Genomic DNA, 14,979 nt, shown 5'->3' on the forward strand with positions numbered 1-14,979 from the left:
GATCAATCGTGCGGCTTAGCGTTCTGGACCAGAGCCCGATCCGCTCCGGCGCGACACCGGCCGACGCGATCGCCGAAAGCATCGAACTCGCCAGAGCCTGCGACCGGCTGGGCTATCACCGCTACTGGCTGGCCGAGCACCACGCTTCCGGCGGGCTCGCCGGCGCGGCGCCGGAGATCCTGATCGGCCATATCGCCCAGGCGACGCAGAATATCCGCGTCGGATCCGGCGGCGTCATGCTGAGCCATTATTCCGCCCTGAAGGTCGCCGAGACCTTCCGCATGCTGGAGACGCTGCATCCCGGCCGCATCGACCTCGGCGTCGGCCGGGCGCCCGGCAGCGATCAGAAGACCATGCAGGCCCTGCGCGCGGGCCCGGGCTCCGCCTCCATCGACTACTACCCCCGGCAGGTCCTGGACACGATCGGCTTCATGGAAAACCGGCTGGAGGACGATCACCCCTTCCGCGGCATCATCGCCCAGCCCGCCGGCGAGACCGTTCCTGAAGTCTGGATGCTGGGATCGTCAATGGACAGCGCCGCCTACGCCGCGCATTTCGGCCTGCCCTTCTCCTTCGCCCACTTCATCACCCCGCGCGGCGGCGACATGGTCGCTGAAGCCTACCGCCAGCGTTTCCGGCCGTCGGAACGCTATCCCGAGCCACGCCTCAGCGTCGGTGTGTTCGCGCTGGCCGCGGACACCGAGGAGAAGGCCGAGTATCTGGTCAAGTCGCGCAATCTCTGGCTGGTCCGCCTGATGAAGGGCGAACTGGGACCGTTTCCGACGCCCGAGGAGGCCGACGCCTACACGTACGGCCCCCACGATCTGGAGATGCTGGAGGCCAACCGGGGCCGCTCAATCGCGGGCACTCCGGACAAGGTTGCCCGGCAACTGAGTGAGCTTCGTGACACCTATCAGGCGGACGAACTTGTGGTCGTCACCATCAGTCACGACTTCGAAGCCCGCGTCCGGTCCTACGAACTTCTTGCCCGCGAATTCGGTCTGCAGGCGAAGGCCGCCGCGTGACCACAGCTACCGCAGGCGCAGACCCCACGGCCGGCAGTCGTCTCGGCGGCGGCCGGGCCTGGATCGTCTGGTTCCTGGCCGCGAACGCCTTCTTCTTCGCTTTCTTCCAGCGCGCCGCGCCGAGCGTCATGGTCGATCCGCTGATGACGACCTTCTCCGTCGGCGCGGGCGTGATGGGCAATCTCGCCGCACTCTATCTCTACATCTACGCCGTGCTGCAGCTGCCCGTCGGGCTGATGCTCGACCGCTGGGGGCCGCGCATCCTATTGACCGGCGGCATGCTGGTGGCCGCGGCAGGCACCGCCGCCTTCGCCTTCGCCGAGAACATCTGGGTCGCCTATGCCGGCCGTCTGGCCATCGGCGCCGGCTCTGCCGTCGGCTTCATCTCGGCATTGACGCTGGCGGCCGCCTGGCACACGCCCGGACGGTTCGGCATGTTTTCCGGCATGACCATGGGCTACGCCATGCTCGGCGGCTTTCTGGCGCAGGGGCCGCTCGGCCATGTGGTCGAGCAGATGGGCTGGCGCGATCCCGTCGCCTTTACGGCCGTCTGGGGCGCCGCGCTGGCAGTCCTGATCTGGATCGTGGTGCGCGACCGACCCGACGGCGGCCGGGTCCAGCGAACGGGCAGCCAGAGTCTCGGGCGCTCGCTGCTTCAGGCGATGAGCCTGCGCCACAACTGGGTGCTGGGCGTCTATGGCTGCTTCCTGTCCGGCCCGTTCCTGAGCTATGGCCTGCTCTGGGGCGTGCCGCACATCATGCTGATCTACGATGTGGGCCGCGAGACCGCCGGCTTCAGCGCCTCGCTGATGACGATCGGCTTTGCCATCGGCGGCCCGCTCGGCGGATTCCTTTCAGACCGGTTCCGCCGCCGCAAGCTGCCGCTGATGATCGCTGCCGGCACGTCGCTGCTGCTGTGGGCGGTCATGCTCTATGGCCCGCCGATGCCGTTGTTCACCTATCAGATCATGATCTTCCTCGTCGGCCTCTTCGGCGGCTCGATGATCCTGACCCTGGCGCTCGCCCGCGAACTCTCGCCGCCCTCGATCGGCGGTGCGGTCACCGGCTTCGTCAACGGCGCCTTCGTCGGCGGCGGCGCGCTGATGCAGCCGCTGGTCGGCATCGTGCTGGACCTTGCCTGGGATGGCACGGTGACAGCAGACGGCGCGGTCCCGTACTATTCGCCGGCGCATTTCGACACGGCCTTGTCGGTTCTGCCGATCCTTGTAGGGATCGGATTCCTGATTTCCTTCGTAATGCGTGAAAGCTACTGCAGACCGGTGGACGGATGAGCGGCGAGCACCAGATCACCCGCGAACGCATTCTTGAAGGCGCCGTCGAGGAGCGCCTGCAGGAGGCCGAGAAGGCCGGCCTATTCACCCGTCTGCCCGAGGAAATCCGTGTCGCCGAGATGCACAGGGTCCACGGCGAGATGCCCCCCGGCGATGTCTGGGTCTTCGGCTATGGCTCGCTGATCTGGAACCCGGCGTTCCACTACGCCGAGAAGCGGCGCGGCCGCATTCATGGCTATCATCGGCGGTTCTGCCTGGAAACGCCGCTCGGACGCGGCTCGCCCGACTGTCCGGGACTGGTGCTGGGCCTGGACAGCGGCGGTTCCTGCCACGGCATAGCTTTCCGGCTGCCACCGGAGAACGCGCTGCACGAACTCGACATCGTCTTCCGCCGCGAACTCGTGGGCGACGCCTACCGGGCGCGCACGGTCCGCGTTCATACGTCCGAGGGCGTGGTCCGGGCAGCAACCTTCGTGATCAACCGGAAGAGCGAACGCTATTGCGGCGTCCGGACGCCCGAAGAGGAAGCCCAGATGATTGCGAAGGCCGCAGGCTGGCTCGGTCCCTGCTCGGACTACCTGCTGAACACCGTCGATCATCTGAAGGAACTCGGAATGAACGACCGGGCGCTCTACCGCCTCGCGGACCGGGTCCGGGCCATTCAGGCCGCAGCCTGAGCGGCCGCCAGCTGCACGATCTCCGCCGCGACCGCATCCACGGCCCCGCCCCAGTCCCTGGACGGCAAGCGCACGAAGTCCCGCATCCCGGGGAAGAAGGGATTCAGCGGCTGGCCGAGTGCGAATTCGTAGGGCAAACGGGAGAAAACCAGCGTCGGCACCCCGCATGAGGCGGCGAGCTGGCGCGCCGCGTTGGTCGGACCGATGACGACGTCCAGATCGGCCATCAGGGTGGCCGTGCCTTCGAAATCGTCCTTCAGATCGAGGCCCGGGGTCCGCTCGATGGAGATGCCGAAACGCGCTTCGGCCTCGGCGATCTCATCGGCGACGTCGCCGTACTGGACGTTCACCCAGCGGACGCCGGGCACCGCAAACAACGGTCCCCAGAACTCCAGTGGGACATAGCCCCGGTCGCGCAACCGGTTGCGTCTGGTGCTGGTCCACGAGATGCCGACACGCAACCCGCCATCGCCGCGCTGCGCCGCAGGTTCCGGCTCCAGCAATGGCGGACCTGCGGGAAAGGCCTCCAGCGTCGTCCGGAACATGGTCTGCAGGCTGCCGGCCTCGATGCAGGCATCGAACTTCGGCGCATCGGCCAGCCAGTCGTAGCCTCTGTGAATGCCGGGCCTGTCCGACTTCTGCCAGGGCACGAAGCGGACCTCCGGGAAGCTCCGCTGCAGCAGCGCCGTCAGACGCGGATCGCATTCCCACCAGACCTCGCCGGCCCGCGCCACGGTATCCGGCAGGCAGTGCAGGAAATGCAGTTCGTCGCCGACACCTTGTTCGGCCAGCACGAGCAACCGCCCCTCGGGCAAGCGCCGCCCGTCCCAGCGCCGCAGTCTGAGATCCCGGCGAACATGTTTCGGATAGGCCGAGTCAAGACGCGCCTCGTAGTCGCGCCAGCCGGATGCCAGGTCTCCGCGGGCCAGCGCGAAAAGCGAATGGTTGAAGCGGAGCGCCGCGTCGCGCGGGCGGAGCCGGAGCGCGCCGGCATAGGCCTCGGCAGCCTCGTCGGGCCGCCCCTCGGCGAACAGCACCTCGGCCAGATTGCCCGCCGCCGCGCCGTCCTTCGGGTCGAGCCGCAGCGCTTCCTTCAGGAAGGTCTCGGCGTTGGCGTGGTCTTCGAGATCGGCCATGACGGCGCCAAGCGCGGTCCAGAGGGGACCAGCCTCCGGCTGAACCTGAATCGCCGATTGCAGCATGTCGACGGCCTTTTCCTGACGTCCGAGGTCGCGGAGCGCGTGGGCAAGGCCGGCCTGGGCCGGCACCGACCCGGATCCCGTGAGCGCCGCCTCCCGGAAGAAGCCGGCGGCCTGTTCCGGCGCGTCGAGCGAGCGCGCCAGATTGCCAAGCGCGATCAGGGTATCGGCGTTGCCCGGCGCAACCGAGAGCGCCCTTTCGAAGGCATCGACAGCGCCGGCCGCATCGCCCAGCGCCTGGCGCGCCGTCGCCAGCCCGTGATGCGCAGAGAACTCACCTGGTCCCGCCTGAACGGCGCGCTGGAACTGCTGCAGCGCCTGATCGGGGCGGCCGCGTTCCATCAGCACCCATCCCTTGTCTGCAAGGCGGGCGGCAGCTTTCGGTGGCTTGTTCATCGCCCGAAGACTGGCGCAACATGGTTAAGGAATGACTGCAGTTCGGGGAGGAACTGATGACTGCGCCACGGCCGGATACGACGCGCCTGCAACGGATTGCCAAGGCCTACTGGGAAACGGGCGCTCTGTTCGCGGCGATCGACCTGGAAGCCTTCACGCTGATCGACGCCGGACACAACCGCGTGGATACGCTGGGTCAGGCCGCAGGCATCGGCCCCCTGAACGCGGAGCGCCTGCTCGATGCGCTTGCCGGCATGGCGCTGGTGGAACGTGCCCAGGACGGCGCCTATCGCAACGCCCCGGACGTGGACCGGTTCCTGGTCAAGGAGCGGCGGGGCTATGCCGGCGAATGGATGACGTTCCTGCGCGAGAACTGGGGCGACTGGAACCGCATCGCCGAGATCATGAAGGCCGGCGACGAGAGCGACCGGCTGGGCATGTATGACGACCTGACCGAGGAGAGCGCCCGGAAGTATCACGCCGCAACCTACTCGATCGGCATGGGCGCGGCGCGCAAGTTCCACCGTGAGGTCGACCTGACCGGACGCCGGAAGATCATGGATCTGGGCGGCGGTTCGGGCGCCTATTGCATCAACGCGGCGGAGAAATATCCGGAGATCGAGGCTGTGGTTCTGGACCTGCCGCCGGTGGTGCCGGTCGCGCTGGACTACATCGCCGAGAACGGCGTCGCCGGGCGTGTGACCGCCAAGGCCTGCGACTTCACTGCGGACCCTTTGCCGGAAGGCTGCGACGTGGCCATTCAGGCGTCCAACCTGCCGATCTACGATCGCAAGGTCATCGGCCAGTTGATCCGGCGGATCTACGATGCGCTGGAGCCCGGCGGCGAATATCACCTGATCGGAGAGATGGTGAACAACGACCGGATGGGCCCGCTGGCACCGGCCCTTTGGGGCCTCTACGAGGCGATCCCGCGCTCCCAGGGACACGCGCATTCCATATCCGAATGCGAGGGCTACCTGGCCGCGGCCGGATTCGAGCGGATCTCGTCGGTGGAATTCGTGCCCGGTACGCTGACCCGGACGACCGGCTACAAGCCCGGCTGAGTCCGGCGCGGTTCAGCCGACCGCGCGTTCTCCGGGGAAATAGAGCGTCACACGGGTGCCGCGGCCGACGGCGCTGGAGATTTCCAGATGACCGCCATGGGCCTGGATCAGCGCCTTGACGATCGGCAGGCCGAGGCCCGTGCCTTCTTCGGAGAGGTACAGTTCCTGTTCCACCTGGGCGAAAGGCTCCAGCACCGAGGACAGCTTCTCGGGCGGAATGCCCAGGCCGGTGTCGAGCACGCTGATGCCGTATTCGGCGCCGCTCGACTGGAAGCCGACAGTGATCCGGCCGCCGGGACGGGTGAACTTGATCGCGTTGGACAGAAGGTTCAGCAGCATCTGCTTGGCGGCGCGACGGTCGACCATCAGCCGGGCATCGCCGAGCAGATCCACCTTCAGATCAATGCCGTGGTCTTCGGCGCGCTGCTTCATCATGCGCACCGATTCCTCGATCATCTCGGAGACGCTGAGGGGTTCGAAGTTGAAGCTCATCCGGCCCGCCTCGATCTTCGAGAGGTCCAGAACGTCATTGATCAGCGTCAGCAGGTGCTGGCCGCTATCGCCAATGTCGCTGATGTAGCTGCGGTAGCGTTCGTTCTCGACTTCGCCGAACACGCCGTGGAGCATCAGTTCGGAAAAGCCGATGATGGCGTTGAGCGGAGTGCGGAGCTCGTGGCTCATATGGGCCAGGAACTGGCTCTTGGCGGCGCTGGCGAGTTCGGCCTCCTCCTTCGCGGCGCGCATCGCCTGCTCGCTGGCGCGCAGCCGCCGTTCGGACTCGAACTGGGCATGGGCGTAGCGGATCGAGCGCGCGAGCAGCCGGGCGGAAAGATCCTTCTTGTCGATGAAGTCGGCGGCGCCGGCCTTCAGCGCCATTTCGTCGACGACCTCGTCGCCATGGCCCGTCAGAAGGATCATCGGCATGCACGGCACCGGTGCGGACATCTCGGAGATCAGTTCGATGCCTGAGCGGCCGGAAATCCGGCCATCGACCAGAGCGACATCGTGATCGGACGCGCGCAGGATGCGGCGGGCCTCGTCCGCATTGCCGACATGCGTGAGCGTGTAGTCCCCGACCGAGCGCAGCAGCCGCTTGACCAGCACAAAGTCCTCGTAGTCGTCATCAATCATGACGACCCGCATCTGATGTCGCGCCTCCGGTTCGTTTCGCACGAGCCGCACGATGTCAGCAGTCTTCGCAGCTTGCATTCTTTCGCGTTCCGCCGCCGATCTTGTTGCCACGTCAAGTTTCTCGCCAATTCGTTAACGCGCGGTTAACGCTCAGGCTGATCGCCTCCGGTTCATTGGCTTCGTTCCGGAAGTGAGATGGTGAACACAGTTCCTTCGCCGGGCACCGAGTTCACATCGATCCGTCCGCCAAGTCTTGCCAGGATCTTCTGCACGATGGGCAGCCCCATGCCGGTGCCCTGGATCTCCGTGTGCGCATGCAGACGTTTGAACGGCTGGAAGATCTGATCTGCATATTCCATGTCGAAGCCCTGCCCGTTGTCGGCGCATTCGAAACGGATCCAGCCCTCGTCGGCGGCAAGCGGCCAGCAACACAACCTCGGGTGCCCGTTCCGGATGCCGGTACTTCACGGCATTCGAGATCAGGTTGAGGAACAGACGCTCCATGTCCAGGGGCCGGACTTCCGCCATCCCGAGATCGCCGATCTCGACCGAGGCCGCCGCCCCGTCCTCGGGCGACGGCACCTCGTCGCGCGCCCTCTCGGCGAGGGCGGACAGAGAGACATATTCCAGATCTCTTGTGCTCGTGGAGACGCGTGAGAAGGTCAGAAGATCCTCGACCAGATTCTGCATGCGCCCGGCGCCACGGATCATGAAATCGAGGTAGGTCTGCCCCTCCTCCGGCAGGCTGTCGCGGAACTCCTCCTCCAGAATGCCGCCGAAGGAGACGATCTTGCGCAGCGGCTCCTGCAGATCATGGCTGGCGACGAAGGCGAACTGCTCGAGATCCCGATTGGACCGCTGCAATTCTTCCTGCGTCCGCTTCAGCTCGGTGATGTCCTGGCGAACCGTGATGAAGCCGCCTTCCGGGATCGGAAAATCGTTCCCGAGCTGCCAGCGGTTGTCCTGCAGCTGGAGTATGAATGCCTCGCCCTGCCGCTGCCGTTTCTGGCGGCGCTCGGCGACCCAGAAGTCGATATCCTTGCCATCCATTTCGATGATCCCGGCCGCCACATTCCGGCGGAGGAGGGCCTCCCATTCGATGCCTTCCAGTTCGTGCGGGTCCTCGGCGCCAACCATTTCGGAGTAGGCCTGGTTGCAGATCTGCAGCCGCTCATTCTTGTCGTAGATGGCCAGAGCGCCCGAGATCGCCGAGATTGCCTGAGCCAGAAGCCGTTCGGCGTCGTCGGTCCGGGCCCGGTATTCCAGCAGTCGGGTAACGTCGTGAAGGATGGAGGCCGTACCCAGGAACTCACCAGCCCCGCCAAAAATCGGTTTGGCTGCAAGTTCGACCTCGCGTGTCTCCCCTGCGGCCGAGTTCTGGACGGCAATGCGTTCCCTGATGGAGATGCCCTCGCGGAGGCGTTCGAAGCGCCTGGCGCGCACTTCGAGCGAGGAACCGCCGGGCAGATGGCGAATGTCCGTGCCCAGGACGGAAGCCCGGGTCTGTCCGTAGAACGCCTCGGACATCGGATTCCAGATGTTGATCCTCCCTTCGGCATCCGTCCCGATCACCGCTTCCGACGTCGCGTCGATGAAGGCCTCGAGTTCGCTGGACCGGCGAAGGGCCTCCTGGCGAAGGCGCTCGATCTCGCTGACATCGCGCATGATGATGACCGCGCCGTCATACACACCGTCCTTGAAGATCGGGGAGGCGCTCATCCGGTAGTCGACCTGCTTGCCATCGGCCAGGGTCCGGGTGAAGGGCAGATCCGTCAGATTCTCGCCCTTCATCAGGCGGGCGCGTATGGCTTCGTTCTCGGCCTTGTAGGCGTCCTGCCCGCCATCGGCATTCTGTTCGATAAGTGTGAAGACCCGCCCGATCGCGGGATTCCAGCGGCGGAACCGGCCATCCGCATCCGCCAGCATGATCCCGTCGCTGGTGGCCTGGAACGCGCGTTCCAGTTCGTCGAGTTCACGGGCGTCGCGGCGGCGCTGCAGCCAGAGGACGGCAATGAGGTTGGCCATGAATCCCGATGCCAGCAGGAAGACCTGCGTTTCCAGCATCTCGCCGGAAAATGGCAGGGCGGCGCCCGCCGGCGCCACGATCATCGCCCAGGCCGTCGAGATCGCGAACGCGCCGCCGGCAAGTCCCGCCGCCAGAAGCCCCTTCCGGACGACGGCGACAATCACGATGACCGGTCCTGCGTAGACCAGCAGTGGCGCCCCGGTCTCCAGCGCCACCCAGGGCAGAACCGCCGCAGCCGCGCTCCAGAGCGCCGCCTTGAGGACCACGCCTTTCCGGCGCTCCAGCAATTGATCTCCCGCCGCAACCGCGGCCGGTCCGACAATCACCATGCCCAGAAGACCGGACAGGTACCAAGTTTCGAAAACGGCAGCGAAGGGCGCACCGAAAAAGACGTTTACGGAAAGGGCACCGAGGACCGCGGCAAGAGCCGGTGCGATCAATCCGGCCACCAGAAGAAATTTGCCGAACCCCTCCAGCGTCGCGATGTCCGGTCTGGAAAAGCCGGCCGCATGAAGGATCGACAGCGCCAGTACCACTTCGGCGAGGTTGGCGCTGGCGACGGCCAGCAAAATGCCGGCAATTCCGCCGATCCGCCAGCCACCCCGCTGCCGCATCACCATGCCCAGCGCGGCCGCGTTGGCGAGCCAGATGCTCGCGACATTGCCCGCGGCGCGCGTCATCTCGACGCCGGCAATCGCCAGCAGGAATACCAGCAACGTCCCGCAACCGAGCGTTACGAGTTCTCTGGAAGGAGCCGGCCCGGATGCTGCCGCGGATGACATCGCCATGATCCGAAGGTGAAGGACTTCAGGACTGTTCGTCCGTCCGTAGCGTCCGAATGGTTAACGACACCCGAAGATTAGCGAAGAAAATTGATCGATCAAAGAAATGGCGCCATCCCCTCGCGGGCCAGCGCGTCGGCGCGTTCATTGTTCTCGTCGCCGGCATGGCCCTTCACCCAGCGCCAGTCGACACGGTGGCGGCCGTTCTGGGCATCGAGCTCACGCCAGAGATCCTCGTTCTTCACCGGCTTCTTCGCCGCCGTCTTCCAGCCGCGGGCCTTCCAGCCCTGCAGCCAGCTGGTGATGCCGTCCTTCACATAGATACTGTCGGTGTGAAGGATGACGTCGCAAGGGCGCTTCAGGGCCGACAGCGCCTCGATCGCGGCGCGGAGTTCCATGCGGTTGTTCGTCGTTGCGGCCTCGCCGCCGCTGATTTCGCGTTCGCGGTCGCCGTAACGGAGCACCGCACCCCAGCCGCCGGGACCCGGATTGCCCGAACAGGCGCCGTCCGTCCAGATCTCCACCTGCGCCATCTCAGAAATCCAGCCCGTAGGCCGAGGCGCCGCCGACGCCACGGTGGAAGCTCAGCTTGCGCCAGTATTCCATCGGGTCCTTCGGCGTCACGAAGGCGCCTTCCGGATGGTGCAGCCAGTCGTGCAGCCGCGTCAGAAGGAAGCGCATGGCCGCGCCGCGCGCCAGGATCGGCAGGGCATCGAACTCGGCTTCAGACAACGGGCGGCCGGCGCGGTAGGCCCCCAGCATCAGACGCGCCTTTGTGATGTTGAAGGCGCCGTCCGGCTCGAAGCACCAGGCGTTGAGACAGATTGCAAGGTCGTAGGCGAGTATGTCGTTGCAGGCGAAGTAGAAATCGATGACGCCACTGACCTCTTCGTCGATGAAGAAGACATTGTCCGGAAACAGATCCGCATGGATCACCCCCTCGGTCAGACCGGAAGGCCACGCCGCCTCCAGCTCGTCCAGTTCCAGCCTCAGATCGTCGTAGAGACCGGGCCGGACCGAATCGGCGCGCCGCCGGAACGCTCCAGCAACGGGCGCCAGGCGGCCACAGACAGATCGTTGGGGCGAACCGGCGCGTAGTCCCCGCTCAGGCTGTGCAGTCGCGCCAGCGCAGCGCCCAGACCCTGGGCATGCCGCGGCTTCGGCTTGCGGGGCCAGCGCCCGGGCAGAAAGCTGACAATGGCCGCCGGACGGCCCGCAGCCTGCGACAGCGTCCCCCCGTCCCGCCGCGCGATGGGGACCGGGCAAGCCATGCCCCGGGCCGACAGATGGCTCATCAGGTCCAGGAACCAGGGCAGGTCCCCGGCCCGAACCCGCTTCTCGTAAAGGGTCAGGATGTAGACGCCGCTTTCGGTCTGGAGCAGGAAGTTCGAGTTCTCGACGCCTTCGGCGATGCCCTTGCAGGCCAGCGCCCTGCCGATCCCGTAATCGTCGAGAAGCCGGTCGAGCTCGTCGTCCTCGATCTCGGTGTAGACCGCCATCCCGGCGCGGTTCAGTCGCGGAGCACGCGCGGGATCTTGAAGATCACGTCTTCGGAGACGCCATCGACTTCGGTGACCTGAACGGCGAACCGCTCGCGAAAGGCGTCCAGCACCTCCTGCACAAGCACCTCGGGCGCCGACGCGCCGGCGGTCACGCCGATGCGGCCCGGCGTGCCGATGCTGTCCCAGTCAAGCTCTGCCGCGCGCTGGACGAGCAACGACCTCTGGCAGCCGGCCCGTTCGGCAACCTCGACCAGCCGCTTGGAGTTGGAGGAATTCGTGGCGCCCACGACCAGCAGCATGTCGCAGTTCTCGGCGATCTGCTTCACCGCGCTCTGACGGTTGGTGGTGGCGTAGCAGATGTCTTCCTTGCGCGGGCTGCTGAGCGACGGGAAACGACGTTTCAGCGTATCGACGATCTCGCTGGTGTCGTCGACGGACAGCGTCGTCTGCGTGATGAAGGCGATCCGGTTCTCGTCCGGCACCACCACGCTCTCGGCCTGCGCGGCCGTCTCGATCAGCGTGATCGCGCCTTCCGGCAGCTGTCCCATTGTCCCGATCACCTCGGGATGGCCGGCGTGGCCGATCATGATGATGTGCAGACCGTCCCGGAAATGGCGCTCGGCCTCGACATGGACCTTGGAGACCAGCGGACAGGTGGCGTCGAGATAGAACTGCTCGCGCCGTTCGGCGTCCTGCGGCACCCATTTCGGCACGCCATGCGCCGAGAAGACGACGACCGCGCCCGACGGCACCTCGTCGAGTTCCTCGACGAACACCGCACCGCGCTTCTCGAGCCCTTCGACCACGAAGCGGTTGTGCACGATCTCGTGGCGGACATAGACCGGCGCGCCGTACTTCTCCAGAGCGCGCTCGACGATCTGGATGGCGCGTTCGACGCCTGCACAGAAACCTCGCGGGTTGGCGAGAAGGATCTCGAGCGGGGGACGATTGTGGACGTTCACGCTGGCACTCCCTTGAGCGGTTGCGGCGCGGCTTGAGGCCCGGCGGTTCCTCAACTACATTGCCCGCCGCCTGACCACAAGGTCGTGGCCCCCTTCCGTCAGTCAAGGTGCTGGAAATTCCGAATGCCCGAACCCGTCGTCGCCCTAAAGGCGTCCATCACCGTTCCGGTCGAGGAGGGGAAGACCTACTGGTGGTGCCGCTGCGGGCGGAGCGGCTCGCAACCCTTCTGCGACGGGTCGCACAAGGGCACGGAATTCAGCCCGATGGAGTTCATTTCGCCCCGAACCGGCCGCGTCCGGTTCTGCGCGTGCAAGCGGACCGCCAGGCCGCCTGTGTGCGACGGGACCCACAACAAGCTTTGAGACCATGAGAAAAACACAACTCGGATGGACGGCGGCGCTGCTGACGGTCATCGCAGTCGGCGTTTCATCCTGCGGACTGGGCAGCGCAGCCTTCGGCACCTGCCCCAAGATCGGCGTTCTTCCGGACGCGGCCGACAAGGTGATTCTGGACAACAACGGCCAGCTGCTGGCGCTTGCCCGGCTGAGCACGGCGAATTCGCCCTGCGCCTACGACAAGACCGATACCCAGCGGACCGGCTACAGCCGGGTGTCCTTCACGCTGACGGTGAGGTCGTCGGCCGCCCGCAACCAGGGTGCCCAGATCAGCCGTGTCGATACGCCCTATGTCGTCGCCACGGTGGCGCCGGACGGCACTGTCACCGGCAAGCAGAACTATGACATGACGGTGTCGATCGACGGCCAGAGCGGTTTCGAGGAAGACCGGATCCAGATTCGCATCCCCTATGAAGGCGGCGGCGAGGCCAGCCAGTACCGGGTCGTCGTCGGCTATCAGCTTGACCGCGCGGCCGTGGAGCAGAACCGAAGCCGCCTGGGACGGTGAGGCGCGATGGACGGCGACCGGCGCGAGCCCCCGAAGCCAGCAGACGACAAGGCGCGCAGGCTGGCGGAGCGGCTCAGGGAGAATCTTCAGCGGCGGAAGACCGCGGCCGGACGGACGCCCAAACCGAAGCCGATCAAGAACCCGGAAAAGTTCTGACGCGGGGTGCCATGCGCCGGCCTGCCCTTCTGTCGCCGCATTCCTTGCCCATGTGACATGCAAAACAAGAACGAAGTGCGCGGAGCATCCCCATGGACAGCATCCTGATACGCGGCGGCAATCCGCTGCGCGGCCGGATCGACATCAGCGGCGCCAAGAACGCCGCGCTGCCGCTGATGGCGGCGACCCTGCTGACCGACGAAACGGTGACGTTGAGCAACGTCCCGAGACTGATGGACATCCAGACGATGGCCCAGTTGCTGGCGGAGTTCGGCTGCAGCGCCGAGGATCGCGGCGATGGCGTCTGGGACCTGACCACGGCCGACGTGACCGGCACCCTCGCCCCCTATGACGTCGTCCGGAAGATGCGCGCCAGCGTTCTGGTGCTGGGTCCGCTGCTGGCGCGCTGCCGCGAAGCGACCGTGTCGCTGCCGGGCGGCTGCGCGATCGGCACGCGACCGGTGAATCTCCACATCCAGGGCCTGAAGGAGATGGGCGCAGAGATCGAGATCGAGGGCGGCTACATCCATGCGACAGCCCCCGGCGGCCTGAAGGGCGCGACTATCGCCATCCCGACCGTATCCGTTGGCGCCACCGAGAACCTGTTGATGGCCGCGGCGCTCGCCAGCGGCGACACCGTGCTGGAAAACGCCGCCCGCGAACCCGAGATCGGCGATCTGATCGACCTGCTGACCGCCATGGGCGCGACAATCTCGGGCCGTGGAACCGACACGCTGAAGATCACCGGCGCCGCGAAGCTGCACGGCACCGCGCACCGGGTCATCGCCGACCGGATCGAGACCGGCACTTACGCGGTGGCAGCGGCGATCACCGGTGGCGACATCATGCTGGCCGGCGCCAATCACGAGATCGTCGAGGCCGCCCTGGCCCCTCTGCGGCAGTCCGGCGCCTCGGTCGACCTGCTGGACGACGGCATCCGCGTCCGGCGCGACGGCGCGGGCATTCTGGGCGTCGACGTCATGACCGAACCCTATCCCGGCTTTCCGACCGACATGCAGGCCCAGATCATGGCCCTGATGGCCATGAGCCACGGCGCGGCGATGATCACCGAGACGATCTTCGAGAACCGGTTCATGCATGTTCCGGAACTGGGCCGCATGGGCGCGGACATCACCGTGCACGGGGCCTCGGCGCTGGTCCGCGGCGTCCGCAGGCTGAAGGGCGCGCCGGTCATGGCGACCGATCTCCGCGCCTCGGTCTCGCTGGTTCTGGCCGGTCTTGCGGCCGAAGGTGAGACACAGGTCAATCGTGTGTATCATCTGGACCGGGGATACGAACGGCTGGAAGAGAAACTCGGCGCCTGCGGGGCCGATATCGAACGGGTCAAGGGCTAGAACCGCCAAGAGGGAACAAGAACCCGATGACTGATCGACGGGGCAAGGCCCCCGCGCCATTGCGACTGCACGCCACCGACGCCGAGGATCTGCAGGCTGTCTCTGCCGCCCTGTCGAGCGCGACAGTGAAGCGCGGCGACATGACCTGGGACCGGCGCGCGCGCCGCTTCGCGCTGGTCTGCAACCGCTTCCGCTGGGAGGGCGACGAGGTGCCGGATTCATCCGGCGGCAGCCGCATCCGCGCCGGCGTCCGCTTCAGCGACGTGCAGTCGGTGCAGGCGCTGGGATTGAACCGCGCCGATCAGGAAACCGTGCTGGAACTGCTGTCTGTCGAATGCGAATCCGGCGAAACGCCGCCGGAAGCGACCGTCACGCTGACCTTTGCCGGCGGACCGCAGATCCGGCTGGCGGTCGAATGCGTGGATGTGCTGGTGGACGATATGGGCCGCGCTTGGTATACGCCCAACCGCCCGCGCCACGACACCGAAGACGGCGGCGGCGAATGACC

14 protein-coding genes and 2 pseudogenes are annotated in these 14,979 nt (G+C 66.3%); 9 read left to right on the forward strand and 7 right to left on the reverse strand.

Annotated features, from left to right (window positions below; all coding sequences use genetic code 11):
* Window positions 1-8: 8 nt before the first annotated feature.
* Genes ACMVY4_RS19375 through ACMVY4_RS19385 form a run of 3 tightly spaced genes read left to right on the forward strand, consistent with a single transcriptional unit; the run spans window position 9 to window position 2,994 of the window.
* A complete protein-coding gene (locus tag ACMVY4_RS19375; protein WP_416897600.1) occupies window positions 9-1,025 on the forward strand; it encodes an LLM class flavin-dependent oxidoreductase in 1,017 nt (338 codons plus the stop codon).
* Window positions 1,022-2,317 (forward strand): MFS transporter, encoded by a 1,296-nt coding sequence (locus ACMVY4_RS19380; protein WP_416897601.1) that lies wholly within the window; start codon window positions 1,022-1,024, stop codon window positions 2,315-2,317. The genes ACMVY4_RS19375 and ACMVY4_RS19380 overlap by 4 nt, the downstream gene beginning before the upstream one ends.
* Window positions 2,314-2,994 carry a gamma-glutamylcyclotransferase gene (locus ACMVY4_RS19385; protein ID WP_416897602.1) on the forward strand — a complete coding sequence of 227 codons (681 nt, stop codon included), beginning with the start codon at window positions 2,314-2,316 and terminating at the stop codon, window positions 2,992-2,994. The genes ACMVY4_RS19380 and ACMVY4_RS19385 overlap by 4 nt, the downstream gene beginning before the upstream one ends.
* Here ACMVY4_RS19385 and ACMVY4_RS19390 read toward each other — a convergent pair.
* Window positions 2,979-4,589, reverse strand: a complete 1,611-nt coding sequence (locus ACMVY4_RS19390; RefSeq protein ID WP_416897603.1) for a tetratricopeptide repeat protein — start codon at window positions 4,587-4,589, stop codon at window positions 2,979-2,981. The two genes, ACMVY4_RS19385 and ACMVY4_RS19390, sit on opposite strands and share 16 nt — an antisense overlap.
* Window positions 4,590-4,645: 56 nt before the next feature.
* Between ACMVY4_RS19390 and ACMVY4_RS19395 the strand changes: the two genes are divergently transcribed.
* Entirely contained in the window at window positions 4,646-5,653 is a 1,008-nt protein-coding gene (locus ACMVY4_RS19395; protein ID WP_416897604.1) for a methyltransferase, read from the forward strand.
* Window positions 5,654-5,665: 12 nt separating this feature from the next.
* On the opposite strand, the gene ACMVY4_RS19400 is transcribed toward ACMVY4_RS19395, so the two are convergent.
* The 6 genes and pseudogenes from ACMVY4_RS19400 to ispH form a co-directional block, all read right to left on the reverse strand.
* On the reverse strand, window positions 5,666-6,796 hold the full coding sequence (locus ACMVY4_RS19400; protein WP_416897605.1) for an ATP-binding protein: 1,131 nt from the start codon (window positions 6,794-6,796) through the stop codon (window positions 5,666-5,668).
* A gap of 158 nt (window positions 6,797-6,954) precedes the next feature.
* Window positions 6,955-7,143: an ATP-binding protein gene (locus ACMVY4_RS19405; protein ID WP_416900355.1), complete on the reverse strand. Its 189-nt coding sequence runs from the start codon at window positions 7,141-7,143 to the stop codon at window positions 6,955-6,957.
* A 301-nt stretch (window positions 7,144-7,444) separates the two neighbouring features.
* Window positions 7,445-9,598, reverse strand: a pseudogene (locus ACMVY4_RS19410) (PAS domain S-box protein); the annotation flags it as partial.
* A 92-nt stretch (window positions 9,599-9,690) separates the two neighbouring features.
* Window positions 9,691-10,125, reverse strand: coding sequence for a ribonuclease HI (rnhA, locus tag ACMVY4_RS19415; protein WP_416897606.1), 435 nt, complete (start codon window positions 10,123-10,125; stop codon window positions 9,691-9,693).
* A 1-nt stretch (window position 10,126) separates the two neighbouring features.
* Window positions 10,127-11,091 (reverse strand): annotated as a pseudogene (locus ACMVY4_RS19420) (homoserine kinase).
* Between the two features lie 11 nt (window positions 11,092-11,102).
* Window positions 11,103-12,056 carry a 4-hydroxy-3-methylbut-2-enyl diphosphate reductase gene (gene ispH, locus ACMVY4_RS19425; RefSeq protein ID WP_416897607.1) on the reverse strand — a complete coding sequence of 318 codons (954 nt, stop codon included), beginning with the start codon at window positions 12,054-12,056 and terminating at the stop codon, window positions 11,103-11,105.
* 123 nt (window positions 12,057-12,179) lie between these two features.
* Between ispH and ACMVY4_RS19430 the strand changes: the two genes are divergently transcribed.
* From ACMVY4_RS19430 to ACMVY4_RS19450, 5 genes are all read left to right on the forward strand, one after another.
* Window positions 12,180-12,419, forward strand: coding sequence for a CDGSH iron-sulfur domain-containing protein (locus ACMVY4_RS19430; RefSeq protein WP_416897608.1), 240 nt, complete (start codon window positions 12,180-12,182; stop codon window positions 12,417-12,419).
* A gap of 4 nt (window positions 12,420-12,423) precedes the next feature.
* Window positions 12,424-12,960, forward strand: a complete 537-nt coding sequence (locus tag ACMVY4_RS19435) for a hypothetical protein (RefSeq protein ID WP_416897609.1) — start codon at window positions 12,424-12,426, stop codon at window positions 12,958-12,960.
* A gap of 6 nt (window positions 12,961-12,966) precedes the next feature.
* Window positions 12,967-13,116, forward strand: coding sequence for a hypothetical protein (locus tag ACMVY4_RS19440; RefSeq protein ID WP_416897610.1), 150 nt, complete (start codon window positions 12,967-12,969; stop codon window positions 13,114-13,116).
* A gap of 92 nt (window positions 13,117-13,208) precedes the next feature.
* On the forward strand, window positions 13,209-14,471 hold the full coding sequence (gene murA, locus ACMVY4_RS19445; RefSeq protein WP_416897611.1) for a UDP-N-acetylglucosamine 1-carboxyvinyltransferase: 1,263 nt from the start codon (window positions 13,209-13,211) through the stop codon (window positions 14,469-14,471).
* A 26-nt stretch (window positions 14,472-14,497) separates the two neighbouring features.
* Window positions 14,498-14,977: a DUF2948 family protein gene (locus tag ACMVY4_RS19450; RefSeq protein ID WP_416897612.1), complete on the forward strand. Its 480-nt coding sequence runs from the start codon at window positions 14,498-14,500 to the stop codon at window positions 14,975-14,977.
* Window positions 14,978-14,979 lie beyond the last annotated feature (2 nt).

The organism is Minwuia sp. (assembly GCF_048007105.1).
Classification (GTDB): domain Bacteria; phylum Pseudomonadota; class Alphaproteobacteria; order Minwuiales; family Minwuiaceae; genus Minwuia.